Source organism: Streptococcus cristatus AS 1.3089, from assembly GCF_000385925.1.
Lineage (GTDB): Bacteria > Bacillota > Bacilli > Lactobacillales > Streptococcaceae > Streptococcus > Streptococcus cristatus_B.
In genome coordinates this window covers 1,732,452-1,758,378 of record NC_021175.1, presented here as the reverse complement: position 1 = coordinate 1,758,378, position 25,927 = coordinate 1,732,452, and the positions used below count along the sequence as shown (strand labels likewise).

The 25,927-nt window shown below is 41.5% G+C and carries 31 protein-coding genes, 1 tRNA gene and 1 pseudogene; 27 read left to right on the top strand and 6 right to left on the bottom strand.

What is annotated here, in order from left to right; all coding sequences use genetic code 11:
• Positions 1 to 265: 265 nt before the first annotated feature.
• Genes I872_RS11130 through I872_RS08665 form a run of 5 tightly spaced genes read left to right on the top strand, consistent with a single transcriptional unit; the run spans position 266 to position 2,741 of the window.
• On the top strand, positions 266 to 568 hold the full coding sequence (locus tag I872_RS11130; RefSeq protein ID WP_004240734.1) for a TMEM175 family protein: 303 nt from the start codon (positions 266 to 268) through the stop codon (positions 566 to 568).
• Entirely contained in the window at positions 493 to 834 is a 342-nt protein-coding gene (locus I872_RS08680; protein ID WP_000397556.1) for a hypothetical protein, read from the top strand. Before I872_RS11130 ends, I872_RS08680 begins: the two co-directional genes overlap by 76 nt.
• A gap of 13 nt (positions 835 to 847) precedes the next feature.
• Entirely contained in the window at positions 848 to 1,171 is a 324-nt protein-coding gene (locus I872_RS08675; RefSeq protein ID WP_001253404.1) for a potassium channel family protein, read from the top strand.
• Complete coding sequence (locus tag I872_RS08670; RefSeq protein ID WP_015605729.1) at positions 1,168 to 2,217, top strand: DUF389 domain-containing protein; 1,050 nt, start codon at positions 1,168 to 1,170, stop codon at positions 2,215 to 2,217. Before I872_RS08675 ends, I872_RS08670 begins: the two co-directional genes overlap by 4 nt.
• Before the next feature lie 26 nt (positions 2,218 to 2,243).
• Positions 2,244 to 2,741: a GNAT family N-acetyltransferase gene (locus tag I872_RS08665; RefSeq protein WP_015605728.1), complete on the top strand. Its 498-nt coding sequence runs from the start codon at positions 2,244 to 2,246 to the stop codon at positions 2,739 to 2,741.
• A gap of 11 nt (positions 2,742 to 2,752) precedes the next feature.
• On the opposite strand, the gene I872_RS12340 is transcribed toward I872_RS08665, so the two are convergent.
• The 4 genes and pseudogenes from I872_RS12340 to I872_RS08645 form a co-directional block, all read right to left on the bottom strand.
• Positions 2,753 to 3,064, bottom strand: coding sequence for a site-specific integrase (locus tag I872_RS12340; RefSeq protein WP_015605727.1), 312 nt, complete (start codon positions 3,062 to 3,064; stop codon positions 2,753 to 2,755).
• Positions 3,065 to 3,184: 120 nt separating this feature from the next.
• Positions 3,185 to 3,388, bottom strand: coding sequence for a CsbD family protein (locus I872_RS08655; RefSeq protein ID WP_015605726.1), 204 nt, complete (start codon positions 3,386 to 3,388; stop codon positions 3,185 to 3,187).
• Positions 3,389 to 3,524: 136 nt separating this feature from the next.
• Positions 3,525 to 4,154 carry a DUF421 domain-containing protein gene (locus I872_RS08650; protein WP_005591742.1) on the bottom strand — a complete coding sequence of 210 codons (630 nt, stop codon included), beginning with the start codon at positions 4,152 to 4,154 and terminating at the stop codon, positions 3,525 to 3,527.
• Positions 4,154 to 4,605, bottom strand: a pseudogene (locus I872_RS08645) (DUF3290 family protein). The gene I872_RS08650 and the pseudogene I872_RS08645 overlap by 1 nt, the downstream one beginning before the upstream one ends.
• 212 nt (positions 4,606 to 4,817) lie before the next feature.
• Between I872_RS08645 and I872_RS08640 the strand changes: the two are divergent.
• From I872_RS08640 to I872_RS08545, 20 genes are all read left to right on the top strand, one after another.
• Positions 4,818 to 4,890, top strand: a tRNA-Thr gene (locus tag I872_RS08640).
• 380 nt (positions 4,891 to 5,270) lie between these two features.
• The gene (locus I872_RS08635; RefSeq protein ID WP_015605724.1) at positions 5,271 to 5,759 is read left to right on the top strand and encodes a hypothetical protein; all 489 of its coding nucleotides are present in this window, start codon (positions 5,271 to 5,273) and stop codon (positions 5,757 to 5,759) included.
• 166 nt (positions 5,760 to 5,925) lie between these two features.
• Positions 5,926 to 6,372 (top strand): LytTR family DNA-binding domain-containing protein, encoded by a 447-nt coding sequence (locus I872_RS08630; RefSeq protein ID WP_015605723.1) that lies wholly within the window; start codon positions 5,926 to 5,928, stop codon positions 6,370 to 6,372.
• 5 nt (positions 6,373 to 6,377) lie between these two features.
• Positions 6,378 to 7,043 (top strand): LiaF transmembrane domain-containing protein, encoded by a 666-nt coding sequence (locus tag I872_RS08625; protein WP_015605722.1) that lies wholly within the window; start codon positions 6,378 to 6,380, stop codon positions 7,041 to 7,043.
• Positions 7,044 to 7,178: 135 nt separating this feature from the next.
• A complete protein-coding gene (rpmB, locus tag I872_RS08620) occupies positions 7,179 to 7,367 on the top strand; it encodes a 50S ribosomal protein L28 (protein WP_001140948.1) in 189 nt (62 codons plus the stop codon).
• Between the two features lie 145 nt (positions 7,368 to 7,512).
• Complete coding sequence (locus tag I872_RS08615) at positions 7,513 to 7,878, top strand: Asp23/Gls24 family envelope stress response protein (RefSeq protein WP_005591747.1); 366 nt, start codon at positions 7,513 to 7,515, stop codon at positions 7,876 to 7,878.
• Between the two features lie 2 nt (positions 7,879 to 7,880).
• Complete coding sequence (locus I872_RS08610; RefSeq protein ID WP_015605721.1) at positions 7,881 to 9,545, top strand: DAK2 domain-containing protein; 1,665 nt, start codon at positions 7,881 to 7,883, stop codon at positions 9,543 to 9,545.
• Between the two features lie 265 nt (positions 9,546 to 9,810).
• Positions 9,811 to 10,407 carry an SP0191 family lipoprotein gene (locus I872_RS08605; RefSeq protein WP_015605720.1) on the top strand — a complete coding sequence of 199 codons (597 nt, stop codon included), beginning with the start codon at positions 9,811 to 9,813 and terminating at the stop codon, positions 10,405 to 10,407.
• Between the two features lie 148 nt (positions 10,408 to 10,555).
• On the top strand, positions 10,556 to 10,738 hold the full coding sequence (locus I872_RS08600; RefSeq protein ID WP_015605719.1) for a hypothetical protein: 183 nt from the start codon (positions 10,556 to 10,558) through the stop codon (positions 10,736 to 10,738).
• Complete coding sequence (locus I872_RS08595; RefSeq protein WP_015605718.1) at positions 10,735 to 10,929, top strand: hypothetical protein; 195 nt, start codon at positions 10,735 to 10,737, stop codon at positions 10,927 to 10,929. The genes I872_RS08600 and I872_RS08595 overlap by 4 nt, the downstream gene beginning before the upstream one ends.
• The gene (locus tag I872_RS08590; protein WP_015605717.1) at positions 10,916 to 11,791 is read left to right on the top strand and encodes an ABC transporter ATP-binding protein; all 876 of its coding nucleotides are present in this window, start codon (positions 10,916 to 10,918) and stop codon (positions 11,789 to 11,791) included. Before I872_RS08595 ends, I872_RS08590 begins: the two co-directional genes overlap by 14 nt.
• 12 nt (positions 11,792 to 11,803) lie before the next feature.
• Positions 11,804 to 12,538: an ABC transporter permease gene (locus I872_RS08585; RefSeq protein ID WP_015605716.1), complete on the top strand. Its 735-nt coding sequence runs from the start codon at positions 11,804 to 11,806 to the stop codon at positions 12,536 to 12,538.
• Positions 12,539 to 12,542: 4 nt separating this feature from the next.
• Positions 12,543 to 13,649, top strand: a complete 1,107-nt coding sequence (locus I872_RS08580) for a sensor histidine kinase (protein WP_041826835.1) — start codon at positions 12,543 to 12,545, stop codon at positions 13,647 to 13,649.
• Complete coding sequence (locus tag I872_RS08575) at positions 13,646 to 14,245, top strand: response regulator transcription factor (protein WP_015605714.1); 600 nt, start codon at positions 13,646 to 13,648, stop codon at positions 14,243 to 14,245. Before I872_RS08580 ends, I872_RS08575 begins: the two co-directional genes overlap by 4 nt.
• A 161-nt stretch (positions 14,246 to 14,406) precedes the next feature.
• On the top strand, positions 14,407 to 16,107 hold the full coding sequence (locus I872_RS08570) for an acetolactate synthase large subunit (protein WP_015605713.1): 1,701 nt from the start codon (positions 14,407 to 14,409) through the stop codon (positions 16,105 to 16,107).
• Positions 16,100 to 16,576, top strand: coding sequence for an acetolactate synthase small subunit (gene ilvN / locus I872_RS08565; protein ID WP_015605712.1), 477 nt, complete (start codon positions 16,100 to 16,102; stop codon positions 16,574 to 16,576). The genes I872_RS08570 and ilvN overlap by 8 nt, the downstream gene beginning before the upstream one ends.
• A 217-nt stretch (positions 16,577 to 16,793) precedes the next feature.
• Positions 16,794 to 17,816: a ketol-acid reductoisomerase gene (gene ilvC / locus I872_RS08560; RefSeq protein ID WP_015605711.1), complete on the top strand. Its 1,023-nt coding sequence runs from the start codon at positions 16,794 to 16,796 to the stop codon at positions 17,814 to 17,816.
• Positions 17,817 to 17,882: 66 nt separating this feature from the next.
• Entirely contained in the window at positions 17,883 to 19,133 is a 1,251-nt protein-coding gene (gene ilvA / locus I872_RS08555; protein ID WP_015605710.1) for a threonine ammonia-lyase IlvA, read from the top strand.
• A 54-nt stretch (positions 19,134 to 19,187) separates the two neighbouring features.
• A complete protein-coding gene (locus tag I872_RS08550) occupies positions 19,188 to 20,126 on the top strand; it encodes an SPFH domain-containing protein (RefSeq protein ID WP_095666434.1) in 939 nt (312 codons plus the stop codon).
• Positions 20,127 to 20,236: 110 nt separating this feature from the next.
• The gene (locus I872_RS08545) at positions 20,237 to 20,452 is read left to right on the top strand and encodes a capsule biosynthesis transcriptional regulator (RefSeq protein ID WP_001130035.1); all 216 of its coding nucleotides are present in this window, start codon (positions 20,237 to 20,239) and stop codon (positions 20,450 to 20,452) included.
• Between the two features lie 93 nt (positions 20,453 to 20,545).
• Here I872_RS08545 and I872_RS08540 read toward each other — a convergent pair whose 3' ends face one another.
• Positions 20,546 to 21,286: an amino acid ABC transporter ATP-binding protein gene (locus I872_RS08540; protein WP_015605708.1), complete on the bottom strand. Its 741-nt coding sequence runs from the start codon at positions 21,284 to 21,286 to the stop codon at positions 20,546 to 20,548.
• Positions 21,283 to 22,848: an ABC transporter substrate-binding protein/permease gene (locus I872_RS08535; protein ID WP_015605707.1), complete on the bottom strand. Its 1,566-nt coding sequence runs from the start codon at positions 22,846 to 22,848 to the stop codon at positions 21,283 to 21,285. Before I872_RS08535 ends, I872_RS08540 begins: the two co-directional genes overlap by 4 nt.
• Before the next feature lie 130 nt (positions 22,849 to 22,978).
• Here I872_RS08535 and I872_RS08530 point away from each other — a divergent pair, with 130 nt between their 5' ends.
• Positions 22,979 to 24,874, top strand: coding sequence for a DUF2207 domain-containing protein (locus I872_RS08530; RefSeq protein WP_015605706.1), 1,896 nt, complete (start codon positions 22,979 to 22,981; stop codon positions 24,872 to 24,874).
• An 88-nt stretch (positions 24,875 to 24,962) separates the two neighbouring features.
• On the top strand, positions 24,963 to 25,805 hold the full coding sequence (locus I872_RS08525; protein WP_015605705.1) for an undecaprenyl-diphosphate phosphatase: 843 nt from the start codon (positions 24,963 to 24,965) through the stop codon (positions 25,803 to 25,805).
• Positions 25,806 to 25,927: the final 122 nt, after the last annotated feature.

Sequence of the window (25,927 nt, the reverse complement as noted above, 5' to 3'; positions counted from 1 at the left end):
TTGAAATTAATACAAATTTGGTTGTTTTTGATAAATCTAAGCAACACTAAATGATGAAGTGAAAGGGGATGAATCTTTGATAGTATTCATTTATTGTGAAATATGATATATTTATTAATTAGATGGATGAATACTTCTAGAGTTAAATATAGCATAATAGGGACAGACTTTTTGGTTTATTTTTGTTTGTAGTCGGATTATGAAAGAATATCCAATATTATGCGATAAGATAGAATGTTACAAAAAAGAAAGGGGATGCAATCCGATGAAGAAAGACAGATTAATTGTATTGACAGATGCTGTTCTAGCAATTATTATGACCATCTTGATTTTAGAGTTAGAAAAACCAACAACACCAAGTCTTGAAGCTTTTTGGGATTTACGGCAAAATTTCTTTGCTTGTTTTCTTTCCTTTTTCTGGTTGGGATCGTTATGGATGGCACTAAACACATTATGGGAAAAGGTTGAGAAAATTTCCTCAGAAATTATTTGGTGGAATTTGTTTCTACTCTTGGAGCGGCAGGAGTTCTCTTTGGAGAATTTCATGCCATCCAAGATACCAGTCTGAATGATGTGGTGGACCGGATCTATATAAATGTCAAGGATTTACCGTTTCAGTCCTTGGGAGCTTTAGCTAATATCCTGTCTGATGTTAAGAAGGGACTGATTCAAGACAGTCATATCTGGTCTTTCTTCCAGTCATTTTTCAAACAATATCAGTTGATAATCAGCTTAAATCAGATCTATCAGTTTGTCTATCTTTCTCTGATGGAGATCATGTCCTATCTTCACTTTGATTATTGGAAAAAACGGCTCGGTCAGGAGCTAGTATGAATAAGGAGAACAAATGAGACGTTTAAAAATGTTATGGCATATTATACAGGTTACGGGTTTTACTCGGTTTGCTCTGAGTTTTGTGACCTTTGTTTTTGGGTCAGGAGGCGTGCTTTTCCTAGTTGAACCTGCTATCACAAATTACGGAGACGGTCTTTGGTATGCTTTTGTGACTTCGACGACTGTCGGCTACGGGGATCTCCTAGCTGTGACCTTGATTGGAAGGATTACCAGTGTCTTCTTGACGATTTATGGGCTCATATTTTTTGGCTGTTTATCAGCTGTTATTATTAATTATTATACCGATTTAAATAAGGAAAGAGGAGAGGACAAATGACTGCCAATTATTCAACACGGGAATACCGTGAGAAATTATACGATGACCTTCATGTTCGATCGAGAGATATAGCGATTTTGATGTGTGCAATTTTTATTGCCTCTATCGGACTAAATATGAATTCAACAGCTGTTATTATAGGGGCCATGTTAATTTCACCTCTCATGACACCGATTGTTGGACTAGGATTAGGTTTAGCTATTTTTGACACTCGTTTAGTTAAGCAAGCTCTAGGGGTTTTACTTACTCAAGTATTTGTCAGTTTACTTGTATCGACTCTGTATTTCTGGATTACTCCCTTATCTTATGCAAGTAGCGAGTTGATTGCACGAACTTCTCCAACGATTTGGGATGTCCTAATTGCTATTGCCGGTGGGATTGCTGGTGTGATCGGTTCAAGGAAAAAAGAAGCAAACAATATTGTGCCAGGAGTAGCCATTGCTACAGCTCTGATGCCACCTATCTGCACTGCCGGCTATGGTTTAGCTAATGGAAATGTACGATTTTTATTTGGTGCTCTCTATCTTTTCTTGATTAACTGTGTCTTTATAATGCTAGCCAACATTATAGGAGCAAAAATTTTAATGAGAAAATCTCCCTTAACTTCATTCAAAGAGCTAAGCATTAAAATGAAAATTGGTTTGATATCTTTGATTGTATTATTGGTTGTTCCAGCCGGTTATTCGGCAGTTACTCTGACTATAGAACAAGCGCGAAAAGAAGGTGTCAAACAGTTTGTAGGAAAAGAGTTTGCCAATTATACGGTCATTAATCAAGTCTACAAGTCAAGGGACAATGAATTGGTCTTGACAATTGTTGGTGACCCGATTTCAGAAGAAGAATTAGAAATAATTCACCAAAAACAAGCCTCTTACGGTATTCAATCTGTTCAATTGAAAGTCAATCAAGTCCATAATTCGACAAAATTAGATAGTGAAGCGACCAAGGAATTTTATGAAACCATTGACAAGTATATCGATCAAAAACTCTCTGAAAAGGATTCGCAAAAAGATCTCGTAAAAGAAAATGAAGCAGACAAGGATTGAGGGCGATGAACTGAATAGGTTTAGAGTTGCTGTCTGAAGAAAATAGTCTAGATGTCTATGCTTTTGAAAAAGAAAATCGGGAGTATTTTGAGCGGAATTTACCTCCCAGACCAGCTAACTATTTTGATTCAGAAGGTTTTAAAGAAATTACAAGGGAATTGTTAAGGGAACAAGAAAATCATGATGTCTACATGCATCTTATTAGAGATTCGCAAGGCATGATGGTCGGAAGAATCAATTTAAGTGTTTTAGAGAGTGACAGAAAAACAGCAGAACTTGGATATAGGATTGGAGAAAAATATACTAATTTAGGTTATGCCAGCGAAGCGGTTAAACTCGTTTTAGACAAGGCATTTCATACTTATGGTTTAAATAGAATTGTTACAGGAACGGCAACGGATAATCTGGCCTCTAAGAGAGTGCTTTTAAAAAATGGTTTCACCTTTAGTAGGATCATAGAAAATGACTTACAAATGAATAATGGGTGGGTGCATACAGAGATGTTTGAGATAACAAATCTATAACATCATCATTCCTAGTTTACTGACAGGATCGATGGAGTTATTAATCTTTGCGGACATTCAAGGATTTTCTCTGGATCTAAAAAGTCAAGAGTTTCCCGGAAATTTCTTTGAGTCATTTTTTGAGATTTATAAAAGCAATTTTCACGAATTGTTTGATTAGCGATATCAGCTGTAATTACATATGCTTTTGTTACCTGTTTATCACTATGAGTTAAGGCTCCAGAAACAGGCTGTAGTGAAACTCCAGCTTGTTTTGTTAACGTGGCTCCTATGTATCTCAGTTTATAAAAGGATCGTAGAAAAAGTCTCAGTTTGACATTCATGGGATGCTTCTGATCTCTCCTGAAAAGTCAATGCCTTAGCAATATAGAAAAACACCCTCATCCCTAGTTCTGCTAAAAGCATAGGATAAGAGTGTTTTTTATAAGAACGATAGACGATGATTATTCTTCGTCTTTTTTGATAATGTTTTTAACGCCTGTGATAGCACCTTCAACAGCGCCCTTTGCGTCTTCAGCAACTTCTTTCGCTTTTGAAGCTAGTTTTTCAGCAGTTCCTTCTGCTTGAGTTTTTGTATCGCCAGTAAGTTTGCCCAATCCTTCTTTGAGAGAACCTTTAGCTTGGTTGAATTTTTCTTCGATTGACATGGAAATTTCCTCCCTTTATTAAATGTATTATCTAAGTTGGATGCGGTTTGATACTCATTCAAGTGAGATAATAGATATAAGTATAGACTCTTTAGTAATAAAAAGCAAATAACTGCTACGAAATGACAACTAATTTTTAATAGGTCACCACATTAATTTCGCCCTTGTCATACTCTGCAATGAAGATATCGGAGACATTTTCAAAGCCTTCTTTTTGGAGTTCGGTCATCAACCATTCTTCTGACTTGCCGATAGTTTCTAAAATTTCAAGTTGGACAACCCCATCGGTAATGATTGGATATTTTGGATTTTCATCGCCAATTCTTACGATAATCAATTGACCATTTTGCTCGATAACGGCTCTTTTGACTTCTTTCAATTGGAAGACTCCTTGGGAGCGTAATTTCAAAGCGACGTCTGATGCGGATAGCCCTTTTGAACGGCAGGCTTCAGGATCTAGTTTTCCGTTTTTGATGATAATGGTTGGCTTCCCATCAATCAGATGTTTGATATAGGAAACATTGGTGTTCAGCCATTTTAAGAGCAAAATCAGAATGGTCCAGATGATTAGGATGACTGCATATTGAAGGATAGTAATGGAGCTGTTGTAAATGACCCCGCCGATAATGCCACCGAGAACAAAGTTTTGTACTTGGTCTGTCGCAGAGCTTGGTGCTAAATTTCCCTTACCTGTCACATTGATGACAAAAACGAGGGAAACAAGTCCCAAAGCTAACTTAATTGCAATTGTAATAAAAAAGCTCATTATTTTTCAACCTCCACAAGTTCAACGTCTGATTTGTACAGTTCCATTTTTCTAATAAATAGCTATCTTGGTCGGTTCCGCTAATAGCACGGTAGAATTGTTTGCCAACCTTGATAATTGCGCCATCTGTCGTAGCTGAAGTATTGACATAGACTTCTTCCTTCTCAACGCCTAATTCTTTTGAGACAACTTCAATAAAATGCAAGGAGCTACGGAATTGATTGTCATTTGACTGATTGTTTTGGAAATTAGTAATGCTAATCAGAACGAAGGCTACTAGGGTCAAAATAGAAATAATGGACAACTCACGGAACTTACTTCCTCGTTTATCTTTATAGGCCTTAAAGGCGAAAAATCCCGTCACCAAAACCAAGCAGGCGGATATAATCACCATCACCCAATTCTGCTGGCTAATCTGACTCAGTACATAGTCATATGAATAGAATTTCATAAGATCCCTCACTTTTTTGAATTCAAGCTATTATAAAACAATTCAGCAGCTACATCAATAGCTTTATCTCGAAAAATACAGTTTTCTGGAACTTGTTTTAAATATGGAAGCTGTATATTCCTAAGTAGAATATTTCACTTCATTCGAGTTTCGAAACTGTCAATAAAGCTTGACAAAATCATTCAGAGTGCTAGAATAAGAGACAGGTAGAGGCCGATTTAGCTCAGTTGGTAGAGCAACGCACTCGTAACGCGTAGGTCACAGGTTCGATCCCTGCAATCGGCATCAAATTTTCTACTAATAGAGCCTTAGTTTAAAAGAATTTTTGTTGAATTATTCAAGCATACTTTTCTGTTTTTTTGCTTATTCAAGGGTAAAATGATCAATCATATCAATGATAGTTCTTCAACAATATAGGAATAGAATTTCTTTTTAATACCTTTTCGGTATTATGCCTCGTAGCCTTTGATATAAAAAATATAATAATGGGAACTCCTGTTATATTTTGGTAGAGTTAATTTTTAGGGATATCTATTTTTTCTTATATTGTTAAAAACAACTCGCTTATAGGATTAGAATAGAATCAAGTTTGCCATAAGTAGCAGAAATGAACTTAACAAGTCTTAGATTAGTTGAGATTAAGAAAAAGAAAGAAGGATAAAAAAATGGGTGAAACAATATTTCTTCCGTTAGCGAATTCATGTTCTTCAGGGAAAGGTCCTGAGGAAGTTTTTCAAGCATATTTAGAGTATGCAAAATCTAATGGTAATAAACTTTTGTATTTGCATCATTCAGAAGTTATTACTAAAAAGTCTTTAATAGGACACGATGTTTCTGAAGCTGTCATTTTAGCTAAGGGAGCCAAGAAAGCTTTTTTGGCTAAGGTAAGGGATTGTGGTCAATGTGGGGATGAGTCTTCTAAACCTAATTGGGACAAAGAGTACAAGAAGTATATTCCGAAAGACTTTCAAAAAACATATAAGCAGGAATTAAATGATGAAGGACATTTCTGGTTTGAACTATATGATGTAGAAGAACTGAGTAAATATATATCTGAGGGTATTTGGTATAAACATGATAACCCTGAACAAGATATTGTAAAAAGTCTGAACTCGCAAGGCATCGTGTATGGGAAAAGATATAAAAATATGTAAAAAGAGAGTGTTGGCTCTCTTTTTATCTTACGCATGAAAAGAAATCAATTCACTGTCATAATTCAAATTCAACCACTTACCAGCCCATATTGACCACTTACTGAAAGTCCCTTGTTTCTTTTCAAGAAATTGTTATAATGAAGATAGAAAGAGGGGAGGAGTGCTTATGAAGGTTCGGATTGAGCTAGACGATCGTTTGGCTGATACAGAATTGGTGATTCGAGTATCGCGGATTGATGAGAGGATTCAGAAGATTCAAGATGCTTTGAATGAAGCGACTGCTCCAGCTATTCTCTTTTATAAGGAAAATAGTGAGTATTTTGTGGACTTGGCGGAGATCCTCTTTTTCGAGACCGATGGAGCCAAAATCTTTGCCCACGCGCGCAATGATGCCTATGAAGTCAAGTTGAAACTCTATGAGCTAGAGGAATTACTGCCCCGCTATTTTTGCAGAATTTCCAAGTCAACCATTGCTAATGCTAGGGCGATCTATTCTCTAGAAAAGTCTTTCTCGGGTACCAGTTCCGTCCAGTTTTCTGAAACACATAAGAAAGTGCATGTTTCAAGGCATTATTATCAACTACTAAAAGAAAAGTTAAGTGAAGTGAGGTAATCATCATGAAAAAAACAATTCTAGGTATCGGATTTTTGGTCTTAGCGGGCTGGGTTTTGCTTCAAGGAAATTTCGGTATTCCTGTCTTCAATTTTAATATCTGGCCCCTGCTTTTGGTCGGCATGTTTGCGTATTTTGCCTTGGAAAATTTCTTGGAGCGAGATTTTGGGGCTGCTCTGATCATGACGATTATTGCTCTGATAATTGCTAATTCTGTCTATCACTTCTTGGCTATCTCCACAGGCACCTTGGTAATGGGTGGTGTTTTGGCCTGCATTGGGCTTAACATGATTTTCAAGCCAAGAAGGATCTGGGGTGTTCGTTATTTGTCTAGAAAGGGTTTGTCTACAACAGAAGGAGAGATTTCTTTTGGCAGCGGCACTCGCTATATCAATTCGGAGAATTTCGTCCATGATAAAGTAGAATGTGTTTTTGGTAGTGCAACTGTATATTTTGATAATGCCAGAATTTTAGGCGATTCTGCTAGTTTTGATGTGGAAGTAGCCTTCAGTAGTGCGACGCTTTACATTCCAAGTAACTGGCAAGTAGAGCTAAATGTGGACAATGCTTTCGGTACAGTGGTCAATCCGCATAATGTCAATGAGAAAGACAAGACTTTATATGTGCGCGGTAATGTTGCCTTTGGATCTTTGAAGATTGTTTACATTTAAGAAAACGGATTATTGATTAGAAATTGTAAAGTTTGGGAAAATGTACTTGCCAAACGTCAAGTTTTTTGATAATATAGTACGGTATGTGGTGCTAGCACATCCGTAATATTAGATCTAATAGGAGGAAACACACTAATGGCTAAAGTATGTTACTTTACAGGTCGTAAGACTGTATCTGGAAACAACCGCTCTCACGCGATGAACCAAACAAAACGCGCTGTTAAACCAAATCTTCAAAAAGTTACTGTTTTGATCGACGGAAAACCTAAAAAAGTTTGGGCTTCAGCTCGCGCGCTTAAGTCAGGTAAAGTTGAACGCGTTTAATACATGAAAGGGATTGGAAAGATTTATTCCTTCCCTTTTTTGTTGTTGAATTTTCAGACTAGACAGTTTATTTCTATCCTTCCTCTTTTACACCCTGTCTAAAATATGGTAAAATAAACTATAAAATACTTTTGAGGTACAAATGATGACTGTAAAAATCAATACAAAAGATGGTCAAATTGAACTGACTGATGATGTCATTGCAACCATCGTCGGCGGCGCAGCAACCGAAATTTTTGGTGTGGTTGGAATGGCCAGCAAAAATGCAATTAAAGATAACTTTCAAGCTCTTTTGGGTAAAGAAAACTATGCCAAGGGTGTGGTAGTAAAAACGTCTGAGGATGGTGGTATTGCAGTTGATGTTTATACCGTTTTGAGCTACGGCATTAAAATCAGTGAAGTTTCCAAAAATATCCAAGAACGCGTTAAGTTTAGTTTGGAAAATCAACTTGGGATCACTGCCCATACAGTGAATGTCTATATCCAAAATATTAAAGTTGTAGGAGAATAATCGTGTCAAATATTACTACTAGTTTATTTCAAGAAATGGTGCAGGCGGCATCAACTCGTTTAAATAAACAGGCTGAATATGTCAATTCTTTAAATGTTTTCCCAGTTCCAGATGGTGACACAGGAACCAATATGGGCATGACCATTGAAAATGGTGCCAAAGAAGTAGCTGATAAGTCAGCTTCAACAGTTGGTGAAGTGGCCGCTATCTTTGCCAAGGGACTCTTGATGGGTGCGCGTGGGAACTCTGGTGTTATCACGTCTCAGCTCTTCCGTGGTTTTTCACAAAGCGTAAAAGGAAAAGATGAGCTTGACGGACAAGCTTTGGCTCTTGCCTTCCAGTCTGGTGTAGAAGTAGCCTATAAGGCTGTTATGAAGCCAGTTGAGGGAACAATTTTGACCGTTTCTCGTGGTGCGGCCATCGGTGCTAAAAAGAAAGCTGAAGCGACAAATGATGCTGTCGAAGTTATGAAAGCGGCTCTTGAAGGAGCAAAGGCTGCCCTTGCTAAAACGCCAGATATGTTACCAGTCCTCAAGGAAGTTGGTGTTGTGGACTCTGGTGGTCAAGGTTTGGTCTTTATCTATGAAGGCTTCCTTTCTGCCCTGACTGGCGAATATATCGCATCAGAAGATTTCCAAGCGACTCCAGCTACGATGACTGAGATGATCAATGCTGAACACCACAAATCTGTAGCGGGCCATGTGGCGACAGAAGACATCACTTTTGGTTATTGTACAGAAATCATGGTGGCTTTGAAGCAAGGACCAACCTATGTCAAGGACTTTGACTATGATGAATTCCGTAATTATTTGAATGAGCTTGGTGATTCCTTGCTGGTAGTTAATGATGATGAAATCGTGAAAGTGCACGTTCATACAGAAGATCCAGGTCTGGTCATGCAAGAGGGACTGAAGTATGGTAGCCTTGTCAAGGTAAAAGTGGACAACATGCGCAACCAGCACGAAGCCCAGCTTGAGAAGGAAGAAAAAGCTATCAAGCCAGCTGAAGAAAAAGAATACGCTATTATCGCCGTAGTAGCTGGTGATGGCCTTGCTGAAATCTTCAAGGCTCAGGGTGTGGACTATATTATTTCTGGTGGTCAGACTATGAACCCTTCTACAGAGGACTTTATCAAGGCTGTTGACCAGGTGAATGCGCGCAATATCATTTTCCTACCTAACAATAAAAATATCTTCATGGCGGCTCAATCTGCGGCAGAAGTGCTTGAGCAACCGACGACTGTCATTGAGACACGTACGCTTCCTCAAGGTTTGACAAGTCTTTTGGCCTTTGATAGTGGAAAAACTATCGAAGAGAACCATGAGCGAATGACAGCGGCTTTGAGCGATGTGATTAGTGGTAGTGTTACGACAGCGGTTCGTGATACGACCATTGATGGCCTCGAAATCCATGAAAATGATAACTTGGGTATGGTTGATGGCAAAATCCTTGTGTCAAATCCAGATATGTTGACAACTCTGAAGGCAACCTTTGCGAAGATGTTGGATGAGGACAGTGAAATTGTTTCCATCTATATCGGTGAAGATGGTGACGAGGAATTGGCAAATGGCTTGGCTCAAGATCTGATGGAAGAATATGAAGATCTAGAAGTTGAGATCCACCAAGGAAATCAGCCAGTTTATCCATATATTTTCAGTGTAGAATAATTTATTTGGGAGTGGGACAGAAATCGGTAATTCGTTAGAATTCGATTTCGTCGTCCTACCTCCGCACAGTTGAGTAGGGCTGTAAAAAGCTGATGAAATCAGCGTAGTAGAGCCCACTCAACCACTGCGTCTTGCTCGACAATCCAAAGACAATTGAGAGGCTAGGACTTTTTGCCCCAGCCTCTTTGTATTTTTTTATATGTAAGATTTAGACAAGATAATGGTATTATGGTATACTGGAAAAAATAAAAAGAAAAGGTGTACTATGAAAAAGTTATTTATTCTTGTTATTTCTGCTTCTGTATTATTGACAGGTTGCGTATTTCCAAAATATGGCAAGCATCGTCCGAAAGTTCCAGCTGAATCAAAAGTTGCTAAAACAAGTTCTAGCTCGAGCTCAAGCTCAAGTGACTCCTCTACGAGTGCTTCTTCTGAAAGTACAGCTATTGTCTCCAAAACCTTGGTCGGAGACCTCAAAGGCATCCATCATCGTGATACGGTGACCTATCGAGGAGACAAACTCTTGAAACTTCGAATGGAGCTGTTGAGTAATTTGCCAGAAGAAGCGAGTGGAGCTGCAGCTACTATGAGCCCAGAGGAAATGACCGCTATCATTCGAGAAGGAATGGAATCAGAACCAAACTATGTGGAAGCTAAGAATATGGAAGGAGTGACGATTGAATACTCCGTAACAGCTGATAAGAAATTACAGGCCATAGTTGATCTGGATTTTGAGAAAATGGATGTAGCGAAAGCAGCAAGCCTATCTTTCTTTAAAGACTTGGGGCTTAATGACATAAAAGACGCTTCTCCTTCAATGTTTATCCTAGGGATGAAATTGGGTGGCTTGAAAGAAGAATAAGAATGTTTAAAAGGCGAGTCATCTCGTCTTTTTTTGCTGTCTCGAAACCATGACATTTGTCATATCAGGCAGTGACAAAATCATCTAGTCGGAAAATACAGGAAGTTTTATAATACAAGTAAGAAATGAAGAAATAGGGAGTAGTTACATGAAAATATGGTTGATAAAGGTAGCAGTCTTGAGTCATGTTGGGATGATGTTTTATCAGTTGGCGAGAATGAGCGGAGCAAGTCTTTACCGCTTTCCTTGGGAGATTTTTGCTAGCTTGGGAATGGCTAGTTATGTCCTAAAGGAAGCGACCAAGTTAGGCAAGAGGGGAGAGAAGAAATGAAAAAATCTCTATCCATCTTATTCATTGGATTTTCAGCTGCTTTATGGATTCTGCAGATGGCGACAGGTCTCTTGTTGGAATTTCTACTCCAGCAATTCTATCTAGGTATCTGGGGGTTGATTCTAGCTGTCTTTGTCATCTGGCCGTTCATCTATGATTTTATTAAGGAGGCAGATCATGAAATTGATTGAAGTGAAAAAGTTATCTAAAAGTATTCGGGGGAAGGAAATCTTGCGTCACATTTCCTTTGACATTGAAGAAGGGGATTGTGTGGCTCTGATTGGCCCCAACGGAGCAGGCAAAACAACTCTAATGGACTGTCTCTTAGGCGATAAATTCTTGACTTCTGGTCAAGCGCTGGTTCAGGGGCTAAAGCCAACGGACAATCGCTTGAAAGAGATGGTTGCTGTTTTACCTCAGGAAAATACAGTGGTGGGGGATTTGAAAGTCAAGGAACTCCTCGCTTTCTTTCGTTCTATTTATCCTAATAGCCTGTCTGAAGAGGAAATCGATGCCTTGTTGGGCTTTTCTGACAAGCAAAAAAACCAGCTGGCTTCCAAGCTCTCTGGTGGTCAAAAACGTCTCTTCTCCTTTATCTTAGCCTTGATTGGCCGTCCAAAGATTCTCTTCTTGGATGAACCGACTTCGGCTATGGATACTTCGACCCGTCAGCATTTCTGGGAAATTGTGGATCAGCTCAAGAAACAGGGTGTGACCATTGTTTATTCTTCTCACTACATTGAAGAAGTGGAGCATACGGCTGACAGGATTTTGGTGCTTCATAAGGGAGAACTAATCCGCGACACCACGCCTTATGCCATGCGCAAGGAAGAGCAGGAAAAACACTTCACCCTGCCACTTTCTTATAAAGAAATCGTGGAAAAGATAGCTGGTGTGAAAGAGATTGAAATCAAGCAAAAGGCTCTATCTTTTGCGACCAAGGATGCCAGTCAAGTCTGGCAAATTCTGCAGGAGCATGGCTGTACGATTGAAGAAATCGAAGTCCGCAATCGAACCCTGATGGATAGTATTTTTGAGACGACACAAGAGTAAAGGAGCAGCATCATGAAAAATATGGCAAGTTTAATGAAAATGGAGCTGATTTTGATGAAGCGGCAGGCGGCCTACTACCTGCTCTCTATCGGGCTACCCAGCGTTTTCTATCTGATCTTTTCAGGAATGATGTCAGGTTCTGATGTACCGGCGCTTTTGCTCCAAACCTATCTCTTTTCTATGACACTTTTTAGTATTATGTCTAGTGCCTTTTTTAGCATTCCCAGCACCTTGCAGTCGGACAAGACCAATAACTGGCAAAAATTGATTCAGCATTCGCCAGTTTCTATGGTAGAATATTATATATCAAAGCTTTTTAGTACTTTACTAACCTTTCTGCTTTCCATCATCGTCGTCTTCTCTGTCGGACATTTCGTTCGTGGAGTCAATGAGCCCATGATGGACTGGCTAATGATTGCACTGATTCTTTTGATCGGTAGTCTGGTCTTTATCGCCATGGGCGTCTTGATCAGCCTCCTGCCCAGTGCCCAGCTCATGTCGGTCGTAGGCAATATCGTTTATATGGCTTTAGCGGTCTTGGGTGGTCTTTGGTTTCCTCTGACCATGTTTCCAGACTGGTTGCAATCCATCGGCAAGCTAACGCCGAGCTATCAGCTCATGCAGGTGGTCTCTTCCTATTTGGAACACCATGACTGGAATGTCTCTGCCATGCTAATCGTCCTAGCCTACACCATTTTCTTTAGTATTTTAGTCCTTCAGCTCAAAAAACGGATTGAGGTTAAATAATTATATGTGGGAAAAGTTCAAAAACATACATCACATGTTTCATATTTCTCTGGTCTTTATCATCTTTCCGGTAGCGGGTGTCATCAGTGGTGAATACCCGCTTTTGACTTTGCTTTGGACAGCATTGTTTATAGGGGCCTATTACACCATCCTCACGGAGAAAAAGCCTTTCTACCAGGCTCTGTCCTGGTGGGGCATGCTTGCTTACATTTTTTACACTACCATTTGGCTGAATGTGGGCTTCGTTTGGTATATTTTCTATTTGTCCAACCTTCTTGTTTATCATTACAATGAGATTTCCCTTAAATCTTGGCGCTTTTGGAGTTTCTTAGCTGTTCAACCGGCTCTTCTGGTCGGGGTGTATGTGCAGCAGCAATTTAGTATCGGTTATCTAATCTTTTTCTCGACGACCTTTCTCTTTTCGGATTTCTTGACCCTGGGTCTGCACCGTATCCAAGTCGCTGAACAGCTAAAGGAAGAAAAAAGCAAGCAGAATGCCCAGCTCAATCTTTTCCTAGCAGAAAATGAGCGCAATCGAATCGGACGGGATTTACATGATAGTTTGGGTCATACCTTTGCCATGCTCAGCGTCAAGACGGAGCTGGCCCAGCAATTCCTACAAATGGAGGCCTACGAGCAGGCGGAGAAAGAGATGGAGGAAGTGCGACGGATCAGTAAGCAGGCCATGGCTGATGTTCGACGGATTGTAGACAATCTCAAGACGCGGACGCTAGATGAAGAATTAAATACAATCCGAACTATGCTGGAAATGAGTGATATTGACTTAGAGCTTCATAATCAGCTCAATGTCGCCAGTATTCCTACGGAGATGCAGTTTACCATTAGTATGATTTTGTTGGAATTAGCAACCAATATTATCAAGCATGCGGAGGCCAAGAAGTCCAAGATTGATTTGCATAGTCAGGATCAAGATTTGATCTTGGATGTTGAAGATGATGGTCGAGGCTTTAAGCGAGTCACTGGCCGAGAGCTTCATTCAGTTCGAGAGCGCTTGGAGGGGCTTGACGGTAGAGTGGAGGTCATCAGTAGCCAGAAGCCGACCATTATTCGCGTGCGATTGCCGTATAGGGTTAAAGGAGATGAGAGATGAAGGTATTATTAGCAGAAGACCAGAGTATGCTGCGGGATGCTCTTTGTCAGCTCTTGCAGTTGCAGCCAGATGTTGAAGTAGTTCATCAAGCGGCAGATGGACGTGAATCCATGGAGCTACTCAAGACTAATCCAGTCGATGTGGCCATCTTGGATGTGGAAATGCCCTATCAGACGGGACTGGACGTCCTAGAATGGATGAAGGAACATCAACCAGCTGTCAAGGTCATCATTGTGACGACTTTTAAGCGGCCAGGCTATTTTGAGCGAGCTGTCAAGGCGGATGTTGATGCCTATGTACTTAAGGAGCGTAGTATTGCTGAGCTGATGAAGACCATCCACACTGTCTTGGCTGGTCAAAAAGAATACTCACCTGAACTTATGGAAGTACTGATGGCCCATAAAAATCCCCTCTCCCATCAGGAGCTTCTAGTCTTAGAGGCAGCAGCAACTGGTCTCTCCAATAAAGAAATTGCGGAAAAGCTCTATTTATCAAATGGGACTATTCGCAATTATATGTCAGCCATCCTGACCAAACTGGCAGCCGACAATCGCACAGAAGCGGTTCGGATTGCGCAAGATCAAGGATGGATATAAGAAACATTTCTCGTTAAATTCGGATTTAGCGAGATTTTCTTATCTTTTTTTCCTGAAATGTAAAAAAAGATCCGCAATACTTGCAATTTTTTTCAAAAATGTTATCATAGTAGAAAGCTTTTTGAATTTTTAGAAAATTGTAAATAAATGAAAGGGGAATTATGGAAAGAATCCAATTAGAAACTCCCATGTCTGGCTCACAGCTGGTCTTGGAAACCTTGAAAAGTCTTGGTGTTGATACCATTTTTGGCTATCCTGGTGGTGCAGTCTTGCCCCTCTATGATGCTATTTATAGCTTTAAAGGTATCCGCCATATTCTTGGTCGCCATGAGCAGGGGTGTGTTCATGAAGCAGAAGGTTACGCTAAATCAACTGGTAAAATCGGTGTAGCCGTTGTCACCAGTGGTCCGGGAGCGACCAATGCCATTACTGGTATTGCGGACGCCATGAGTGACAGTGTTCCCCTTTTGGTCTTCACTGGGCAGGTAGCGACTCCGGGTATCGGTAAGGATGCCTTTCAGGAAGCAGATATGGTCGGGATGACCATGCCGATCACCAAGTATAACTATCAAGTGCGGGATACGGCGGATATTCCTCGGATTGTGACAGAGGCAGTTCACATTGCAACGACTGGCCGTCCTGGCCCAGTGGTCATTGATTTGCCTAGGGATATTTCAGCCAAGGAAGTTGATTTTGTTTATCCTTCGGATGTGAATCTACCAAGCTATCAGCCGACCATTCAGCCGAATGAACTGCAAATCAAGAAGATTCTCAGCCAGTTGAGCAAGTCTAAAAAGCCAGTTATTTTATCTGGTGGTGGTGTTGCTTACGCAGGTGCTTCTGAGCTTCTACAGACTTTTGCTGAACGTTATCAGATTCCAGTCGTTACCACTCTTTTGGGGCAGGGAACGATTGCGACGGATCATCCCCTCTTCCTTGGAATGGGAGGAATGCACGGGACTTTCGCGGCCAATATTGCCATGACCGAGGCGGACTTGATGATCAATATCGGATCTCGTTTCGATGACCGTTTGACGGGGAATCCCAAGACCTTTGCTAAGAATGCTAAGGTGGTCCATATCGATATTGACCCAGCAGAGATTGGCAAGATTATCGCAGTGGACATTCCTGTCGTAGGAGATGCAAAGCAAGCCTTGGAGATGCTGCTGGCTGAAGAGACTGTCCGAAACAACACTGAAAAATGGATTGCCAAGGTGACAGAGGATAAGAACCGAGTTCGTTCTTACGATAGGAAGGAACGAGTTGTCCAGCCTCAGCCAGTCATTGAGCGTATTGGAGAGTTGACAGATGGTGATGCCATTGTCGTTACGGATGTCGGCCAGCACCAAATGTGGGCAGCCCAGTACTATCCTTATCGCAATGAGCGTCAGCTGGTCACATCAGGTGGTCTCGGAACCATGGGCTTTGGTGTTCCAGCAGCGATTGGAGCTAAGATTGCTAATCCAGACAAGGAAGTTGTCTTGTTTGTTGGGGATGGGGGCTATCAGATGACCAATCAGGAAATGGCTATTTTAAATATCTATAAGGTTCCGATTAAGGTCATCATGCTCAACAATCATTCGTTGGGGATGGTTCGTCAGTGGCAGGAAGCCTTCTATGATGGTCGGACCTCCGAGTCAGTCTTTGACAGTTTACCAGATTTTCAGCTAATGGCTCAGGCTTATGGTGTCAAATCCTATAAATTTGATAATCCCGAGACCATTGCTCAAGATTTGGAAGTCCTAAAGGAAGATATACCGATGTTTATCGAGGTAGATATTTCTCGCAAGGAGCATGTGCTTCCAATGGTGCCAGCTGGCAAGAGCAATCATGAGATGTTGGGGGTGAAGTTCCATGCGTAGAATGTTGACAGCTAAACTCCAAAATCGTTCGGGTGTTCTGAACCGCTTCACTGGTGTGCTTTCCAGACGTCAGGTCAATATCGAAAGTATCTCTGTAGGTGCGACCGAGGATGAAAATGTTTCTCGGATCACCATTATCATTGATGTAAATTCCCTCAATGAAGTGGAGCAGATTATCAAGCAGCTTAATCGCCAAATTGATGTGATTCGGGTGCGAGATATTACAGATCATCCTCACCTAGAGCGAGAAGTTATTTTGATCAAGGTATCGGCACCAGTTGCTAAGCGTGCAGAAATCTTGGCCATTATCCAGCCTTTCCGTGCAACGGTAGTCGATGTGGCACCAAACTCGATCACTATCCAGATGACGGGCGATGCAGAAAAGAGCGAAGCGCTCTTACGAGTCATCCGTCCTTACGGCATTCGCAATATCGCACGGACTGGGGCAACTGGCTTTACCCGTGATTAATACTCTTCGAAAATCTCTTCAAACCACGTCAGCTTCGCCTTGCCGTAGGTAAATGTTACTGACTCCGTCAGTCTTATTGACAGCCTCAAAGCAGTGCTTCGAGCGACCTACAGCTAGCTTCCTAGTTTGAGCTTTGATTTTCAGTGAGTATAAAACCCTACTTAAATTTGTTAAAACCGCCTAAGAGGCAATAAAAATAGAAAAGAGAGTAAATATTATGGCAGTACAAATGGAATACGAAAAAGATGTAAAAGTAGCAGCACTTGACGGTAAAAAGATCGCCGTTATCGGTTATGGCTCACAAGGGCATGCCCATGCGCAAAACTTGCGTGATACAGGCCACGATGTGATTATCGGTGTTCGTCCTGGTAAGTCATTTGACAAGGCTAAAGAAGATGGCTTTGCTACATACACAGTAGCAGAAGCTGCTAAATTGGCTGATGTTATCATGATCTTGGCTCCAGATGAAATCCAGCAAGAATTGTACGAAACAGAAATCGCTCCGAACTTGGAAGCTGGTAACGCAGTTGGCTTTGCTCATGGTTTCAATATCCATTTTGAATTTATCAAAGTTCCTGCAGATGTAGATGTCTTCATGTGTGCACCAAAAGGTCCTGGTCACTTGGTTCGCCGTACTTTTGAAGAAGGCTTCGGTGTTCCAGCTCTTTACGCGGTATATCAGGATGCGACTGGCAATGCCAAAGATATCGCTATGGACTGGTGTAAAGGTGTTGGTGCAGCTCGTGTTGGTTTGCTTGAAACAACTTATAAAGAAGAAACTGAAGAAGATTTGTTTGGTGAACAGGCTGTACTTTGTGGTGGTTTGACTGCCCTTATCGAAGCAGGTTTTGAAGTCTTGACAGAAGCAGGCTATGCTCCAGAATTGGCTTACTTCGAAGTGCTGCACGAAATGAAATTGATCGTTGACTTGATTTACGAAGGTGGCTTCAAGAAGATGCGCCAATCTATCTCAAATACAGCTGAATATGGTGATTATGTATCTGGTCCGCGCGTGATTACAGAGCAAGTCAAAGAAAACATGAAGGCTGTTCTTACTGACATCCAAAATGGTAAATTCGCAAACGACTTCGTAAACGACTACAAGGCTGGTCGTCCGAAATTGACTGCTTACCGTGAGCAAGCGGCTAATCTGGAGATTGAAAAAGTCGGTGCAGAATTGCGTAAAGCAATGCCATTCGTTGGTAAAAACGACGATGATGCTTTCAAGATCTACAACTAAGATTGTGTGAAAAACTCAGCTGGGATACCAGTTGAGTTTGTTTACCTCATTTGGAAAGGAAAAGGAATGTTAACAGCAAAAGATATTGTCCGTGCTCATAAGGTATTAAAAGATGTTGTTGTCAATACACCGCTTGATTATGATCATTACTTGTCAGAAAAGTACGGGGCAAAGATTTATCTCAAAAAGGAAAATGCCCAACGTGTCCGCTCCTTCAAAATCCGTGGTGCCTACTATGCCATTTCTCAGTTGAGCGAGGAAGAACGTGAACGTGGGGTTGTCTGTGCTTCTGCGGGCAATCATGCTCAAGGGGTCGCTTACACTTGTAATGAGATGAAAATTCCAGCGACCATTTTTATGCCCATCACAACTCCTCAGCAAAAAATTGGGCAGGTTCGTTTCTTTGGTGGCGACTTTGTGACCATCAAGCTAGTAGGAGATACTTTTGATGCTTCTGCTCGGGCGGCTATGGAATTCACACGGATGGAAAATCGGACTTTCATCGATCCTTTTGATGATGCTCATGTTCAAGCAGGTCAGGGAACGGTTGCTTATGAAATCCTAGAAGATACAGCTCGGGAGTCCATCGATTTAGACTTGGTTTTGGTACCAGTAGGAGGCGGCGGTCTCATCGCAGGAGTATCCACTTACATCAAGGAAAGTCAGCCACAAATTGAAGTGATTGGGGTAGAGGCTAATGGCGCCCGCAGTATGAGGGCGGCTTTCGAAGCAGGCGGCCCTGTCAAGCTCAAAGAAATTGATAAATTTGCGGATGGTATCGCAGTCCAAAAGGTAGGGGCCTCTACTTATGAAGCGACGAAGAAGAATGTAGAAACACTTATCGGGGTTGATGAAGGTTTGATTTCAGAAACCTTGATTGATCTCTATTCTAAACAAGGAATCATCGCAGAGCCTGCTGGTGCAGCTAGCGTGGCAGCCCTAGAAGTATTGCGAGAATACATCAAAGGAAAAACTGTCTGCTGTATTATTTCGGGAGGAAATAATGACATTAACCGCATGCCGGAAATGGAAGAGCGTGCCCTTATCTATGATGGCATCAAGCATTATTTTGTAGTAAATTTCCCGCAGCGGCCTGGTGCCTTACGTGAATTTGTAAATGATATTTTAGGGCCAAATGATGACATCACTCGATTTGAATACATCAAGCGGGCCAGCAAAGGGACAGGTCCAGTCTTGATTGGAATTGCCTTGTCCAATAAACATGATTATGCAGGTCTGATCAATCGAATTGAGCAGTTTGACCCATCCTTTATCAATCTGAATGGAAATGAAACACTTTACAACATGCTAGTCTGATCCTAAAAATATTTTAGCAAAAGTCCGCTTTTTAATTGCAAGTGATTGAGGACTGTGCTAGAATATAATATATTAAATCAAGGAGATGATCTTATGTTTTTTAATTTCTTCTTTTTCTTCTTTCTCTTTTTTATCATTCTTTGTATTTTAGCGGCATTTAGCTCGCTCTATGTCGTGCGCCAGCAGTCTGTTGCCATCATTGAGCGTTTCGGCCGCTACCACAAGACCAGTACAAGTGGGATGAATGTGCGTTTGCCTTTGGGAATTGACAAAATTGCTGCTCGTGTCCAGTTGCGTTTGCTGCAGAGCGAGATTATTGTCGAGACCAAGACTCAGGATAATGTCTTTGTGACCATGAATGTTGCGACCCAGTATCGTGTAAATGAACACAATGTCACGGATGCTTACTATAAACTCATGCGACCAGAAGCGCAGATCAAGTCTTATATCGAAGATGCTCTGCGTTCCTCTGTTCCTAAACTGACCTTGGACGAGCTCTTTGAAAAGAAAGATGAGATTGCCCTAGAAGTTCAAAAGCAGGTGGCTGAAGAAATGTCCACTTATGGCTACATCATTGTCAAAACCTTGATTACCAAGGTTGAGCCAGATGCAGAAGTCAAGCAGTCTATGAACGAAATCAACGCCGCTCAACGCAAGCGCGTAGCAGCTCAGGAATTGGCAGAAGCAGATAAGATCAAAATCGTTACTGCAGCAGAGGCTGAGGCTGAGAAAGACCGCCTTCACGGGGTCGGTATTGCAGAGCAACGGAAGGCGATCGTAGATGGTTTAGCTGACTCCATCCAAGAACTTAAAGGGGCCAATGTTGAACTGACAGAAGAGCAAATCATGTCCATTCTATTGACCAACCAATATCTAGATACTTTGAATAATTTTGCGGATAAAGAAGGAAATAATACGATTTTCCTTCCAGCAAACCCTGATGGAGTGGAGAGTATCCGCACGCAAATCCTTTCAGCTCTCAAAGCAAAATAAATATAGAATATTCAGAATTATTTAATTTGTTTGTTTTGGTTTTTCTAAGTTGACAAACTGTATAAAAACCATTATATTAGTATTCTAAATAAGTTAGAGAGGAGTAAGAAATGGCTAAATCAAATTTTGAAAAAGTAGAGTCAGTCGTTGGATGGGTTCGTGACAAAAAAATTACAGGTTACCGTATTAGTAAAGAAACAAACGCGCGTGAAATGTCAATTATTGCTCTTGCTCAAGGACGTGCAAAAGTAAAGAATATTTCTTTTGAAACAGCTCTTGGCTTGATTGATTTCTACGACAAAAATCATGAAAAGTTTGAAGACTAATCTTCAAAAAGTGGGGAAACCCGCTTTTTTATTTTGCGAATAAAAAAACAAGGCGGATGTATCTTTTTCCGTCTTGTTTGTTTGATTGATTGTTTATTTTAAGAAGCGATGTAGAAATTCCTTGGTTCGTTCTTCTTTAGGATTGGTAAAGAATTCTTGAGGAGTGCCTTCTTCTGCGATGACGCCCTTATCCATAAAGATAACGCGGCTGGAAACATCGCGGGCAAATTCCATTTCGTGGGTCACGACAATCATGGTCAGGCCTTCTTTGGCCAAATCCTTCATAATTTTCAGGACTTCACCGACCATTTCTGGGTCAAGAGCTGAAGTTGGTTCATCGAAAAGGATAGCGTCAGGATTCATGGAAAGCGCACGCGCAATGGCAACCCGCTGTTTTTGTCCACCTGAAAGCTGTTTAGGCTTGGCCTGCCAGTAGAGCTCTCCCATTCCCACCTTTTCCAGATTTTCTTTGGCAATCTTTTCTGCCTCAGCACGTTCTCTTTTGAGTACGGTTGTCTGAGCAACGATGGTGTTTTCGAGGACATTGAGATTTTCAAAAAGATTGAAACTTTGGAATACCATACCTAATTTTTCGCGGTAATGAGTCAGGTCGTAATTCTCATCCAAGACATTTTTCCCGCGATAGAGAATTTCGCCAGCAGTAGGTGTTTCGAGGAGGTTGATGGAGCGGAGAAAGGTTGATTTCCCGCTACCTGAACTTCCGATAATGGAGATAACTTCGCCCTTGTGGACAGTCAGAGAAATGTCTTTCAAGACTTGATTCTCTCCATAAGATTTTTTGAGATTTTTAATTTCTAAAATTGTTTCGGTCATTGTTTCAATTCTCCCGTCTGCATTTGGTTGGCACCTGTTGTGTAATGATCTGTGTCAAACTTCCGCTCGATGAAACGTAGGATTCGAGTGATAGTAAAGGTCAAGACGAAGTAAATGACTGCGATAATGGTGAAGGTTTGGAAATACTGATAGGTCTGAGTTGCAATGGTATTTCCTGAGAAGTAGAGCTCTACCACGGAGATGACATTGAGGACAGAAGTATCCTTGATATTGATGACAAATTCATTACCAGTTGCAGGCAAAATGTTGCGGACCACCTGTGGCAGGACGACCTTGCGCATGGTTTGACCGTGGGTCATTCCGAGCGCAGTAGCTGCTTCAAATTGTCCCTTGTCAACGGCAAAGATACCACCGCGGACAATTTCACTCATGTAAGCACCAGTATTGATAGAAACGATGAAGATGGCTGCAGCCGTCCGGTCAATCGAGATGCCAAAAGCCTGAGCTGTTCCATAGTAGATAACCATGGATTGTACAATCATAGGTGTACCACGGAAGATTTCAATATAAACATTGAGGAACCAACCGAATAGTTTTTGTAGGAAGGCTAAAGCCTTATTTTTTGAAATGGGCGCTGTCCGATAGACCCCAATCAGCAAACCGATGAGGAGACCAGCGATCGTCCCTGTAATGGAAATAAGCAAGGTCAAACCAGCTCCGCGTAAAAATTGTGGCCAATTTTCCTTCCAAATCTTAAGAACTTTATTGAAGAATGTGTCTTCAGCATCGTCAGTATCAGTGTCCACCGGCTGATTTTTAATCATCTGATCCATCAGTTGCGTTTGTTCATCCGCTGAAAGTTTAGCGATAGCTGCATTCGCTTGCTCGATTCGACTGTCGTCTTTACGCATGCCGACGGCGATGGAGGCATCTTCTTCGCCAACTTCAAAGCCCTCTTTGAATTGAATCATTTTGAACTTAGAGTTGGCAGCTTCAGCTGTCAGAGCTTCGGGCCGTTCAGAAATGTAACCGTCAATAACACCAGATTCTAGAGCTTGACGCATTTGGGCGAAATCTCCCATGGCCGTTTCTTGCTTAGCACCCGGCAGTTGAGAAATCAGATTGTAAAGATAGACACCTTGCTGGGAGGTGATTTTAGCATCTTTAAAGTCCTTGAGGGTCTTGGCATTGGAGTAGTTGCCGTCTTTTCGAACCAGCATAACAGGCTCACTGGTGTAGTAACTGCTAGAAAAGGCGATTTCTTTTTTCCGTTCGGCTGTTGGGCTCATACCAGCGATAATCATATCGATTTTACCAGAGGTCAAGGCTGGGATCAGTCCATTCCAAGAAGTCTTTACAACCAGCGGTTCCTTGCCCATTTCCTGAGCAATCTTCTTGGCAACTTGGACATCGTAGCCATTGGCATACTGATTTGTTCCTTCGATTTTGACAGCGCCATTTGAATCATCATCTTGGGTCCAGTTGAAAGGGGCATAGGCCGCTTCCATCCCAATTCTGAGATAATCATCCGCCTGAGCCACGGTAAGGGTTCCCAGACAGACGAGGAGGGCTGTAAATAAGGTTAAAATGAATTTTTTCATATTCTCTCCGAGTCTTTCTAAAATGGTTTTTTCTATTCTACCGAAAAATATTCGACTTTTCAATCCTGGTAAGCCCTTACTTGAGAAAAATGCTATAATAGGATAAAGATTTAGAAAAGGACTTTGGTTTATGAAAAGGTACTTGTCAGGGATTTTTATTCTTTTTTTGAGTTTATTTTTTGCTGGGACAGTGTCAGCTTTAGACTATCAAATCCAGTCTTATAATGGAGATTTGGAGATCCACGCCGATAATACAGCCACCTATACAGAAGAGGTGACCTATCATTTTGATGATGATTACAATGGCCAGATGGTCTCTTTAGGATCGGCAGGAAAGATGCCAGAAGGCTTTGCTATTGATTCAGATCCAAAAGTCTCCGTGAAAACCAATGGAGTCGTAAAATATGACTTTGAGCCACGAGTTACAGATTTGGGAGATGGCTACGAAGTCAAGATTTACAATGCAGGTAAAGAGGGAGACACGGTCAAAGTAACAGTCACATGGAACTTGACCAATCTTCTGTTCCTCCATAAAGATATAGCAGAGCTCAAATGGACACCGATCAGTGATTGGGAAGAGGAGCTGCAAAATGTGACGATTAAGGTTTGGGGTCTGGGAACTTGGACCTTAACGGACATGTATGTCCATACAGGTTATTTTGGCCAATCGGCCACTATAGATGAAAATCGTGGTGTTTATCAGATTCAGCTATCTCATTTGCCTAGCAGGAAGAAGGTCGAACTGCATGGATATTGGCATCGACAGGCCTTGCATCAGGCAGCAGAGGATCCGAGAGCGACCGACTATCTAAAGACTTTTCAAGCCGTTGAGGAAGAGATTGTAGCCAAGAGCCAGTTTTATCATCGCTTGGGAGAAGTTTATCTGCCTCCTTTGGCCTTGTTCTTGCTGATACTTTCGGGGATATTTTATCTGTTCTTTCGGATGAAGATTCGCCCTAGCCAAGCTTTTCCTAAAGACGCTCGTCTTTATGAAGCTCCGCAAGATCTAGCCCCCCTCATTGTAGCGGCTAATATCTTTGCTGTGGATATGAGAGAAGTCGATCCGACCAGTGGCGGACGGGCGCATTTAAAATTTGAAAATCTGGTGCAGGCAACCTTGCTGGATTTGATGGATCGAGGCTATATCGAGCTTTTAGGAACTGCAGACAAGCCAATCCTGAAACCAATTTCTAAAAAAGGTTTGTCAGATTTTGAACGGAAATTCCTACAGATGGCATTTGGCGACCATAAACAAGCAGCTGTCACAGACTTGTTTGAGTCTTACCAAATTTCAGAAGACCTTTATAAAAATAAAAAATCAGCAGATGAGGCACGAATTCGCCAAATTGGAAATCGGATTAAGAATCGCTTTTCAACTAATTTAAACATCTTGTCTGAACAAGTGCTAAGGGAGATTCGGGAGCTAAACTTGCTGGATCACTATCGTCCTTTAAAACGAGGAGAAAAGCTTCTCTTGTGGTTGGCTCTAATGGCAAGTTTCCTTGCTTTCGTCTTGTCTTTATTGACATTTTTTGTCTATTTGATCAAGCTAGACGGTTTTATTTGGTCCTATCTTCCGCTTGCAGTTGTCGCTTCGGTGTTGACCGTTCTGCTGGGCAGAGCCTTGCAGTTATATCAGCGAGATGGTGTCCTGAGCGATGAGGGAGCCCATGATTTCTATCTCTGGAATAGCTTTGCGAATATGCTACGCTACATCGCTCGCCTATACGATACCGAGGTGGAGGGCATTGTCCTGTGGAACCGGCTTTTGGTCTATGCTACCCTATTTGGCTATGCAGATCGGGTTAGTCGGGTCATGAAGCTGCGTCAGATTTCCCTAGAAAATGCGTCTATGAATACTTATCTACAATACAATCTTCATCCTATTTTCTACGCAAGTTCCCATAGTTTTTCAAATTATGGACACATTGCCTCGACGGCCAGTCATTTTTCTGTTTCATCGGGAGGCGGAGCAGGAGGTGGCTTCTCTGGTGGCGGTGGAGGCGGTGGGGGCGGAGCCTTTTGATAAAAACCTTGCTAAAGCCCTTGAGAAAGCTTTTCCTCTCCTCCGAAATGTGGTATAATAAACGTTAAAGTTGTTTTAGGAGTTAGATATGTTTATTGTTGAAATTTTAAAGTCTATTATTTATGGGATCGTTGAGGGGATTACCGAGTGGCTACCGATTTCGAGTACCGGCCACTTGATTCTGATTCAAGATTTTATTAAGTATAAAAATGAAAATCCAGCCTTTATGGAAATGTTTAATGTTGTCATTCAGCTGGGAGCTATCTTAGCAGTCGTGGTGATTTATTTTGATAAGCTTAATCCTTTTAAACCAGGAAAAACAGCTCGTCAGATTCAGCTGACATGGCAGCTCTGGGCCAAGGTAGTCGTTGCTGCTTTGCCAGCTGCAATCATCGGCCTTTTCCTAGACGATTGGTTTGAAGCGCATTTTTATAATCTGGTATCCGTTGCAATCATGCTGATTATCTACGGGGTTGCCTTTATCTATTTGGAAAAACGTGAGCAGGTGGAACCGACTGTTACAGAATTGAGTAGACTTCCTTATCAAACAGCTCTTTATATTGGTCTTTTCCAAGTCTTGTCCCTCTTTCCGGGAACCAGCCGTTCAGGTGCGACCATTGTCGGTGGTCTCTTGAATGGTGTCAGTCGATCTGTTGTGACAGAGTTTACTTTCTACTTGGGGATTCCAATCATGTTTGGCGCAAGTGGGCTAAAAATCCTGAAATTTATCATCAAGGGCAATTCTTTAGGCTTCGACCAATTATTCCTTTTATTGGTAGCTATGGGAGTGGCTTTCGGGGTCAGTCTTTATGTGATTCGCTTCCTGACAGACTATGTCAAGAACCATGACTTTACAATCTTTGGTAAATATCGGATCGGCCTCGGAGCTCTGTTGTTGGTTTACGGTCTGATCAAGGTTATTATTGGCTAATCAAGAGGCTGGGACAAAAGTCCTAGCCTCTCAATTGTCTTTGGATTGTCGAGCAAGACGCAGTGGTTGAGTGGGCTCTACTACGCTGACTTCATCAGCTTTTATAGCCCTACTCAACTGTG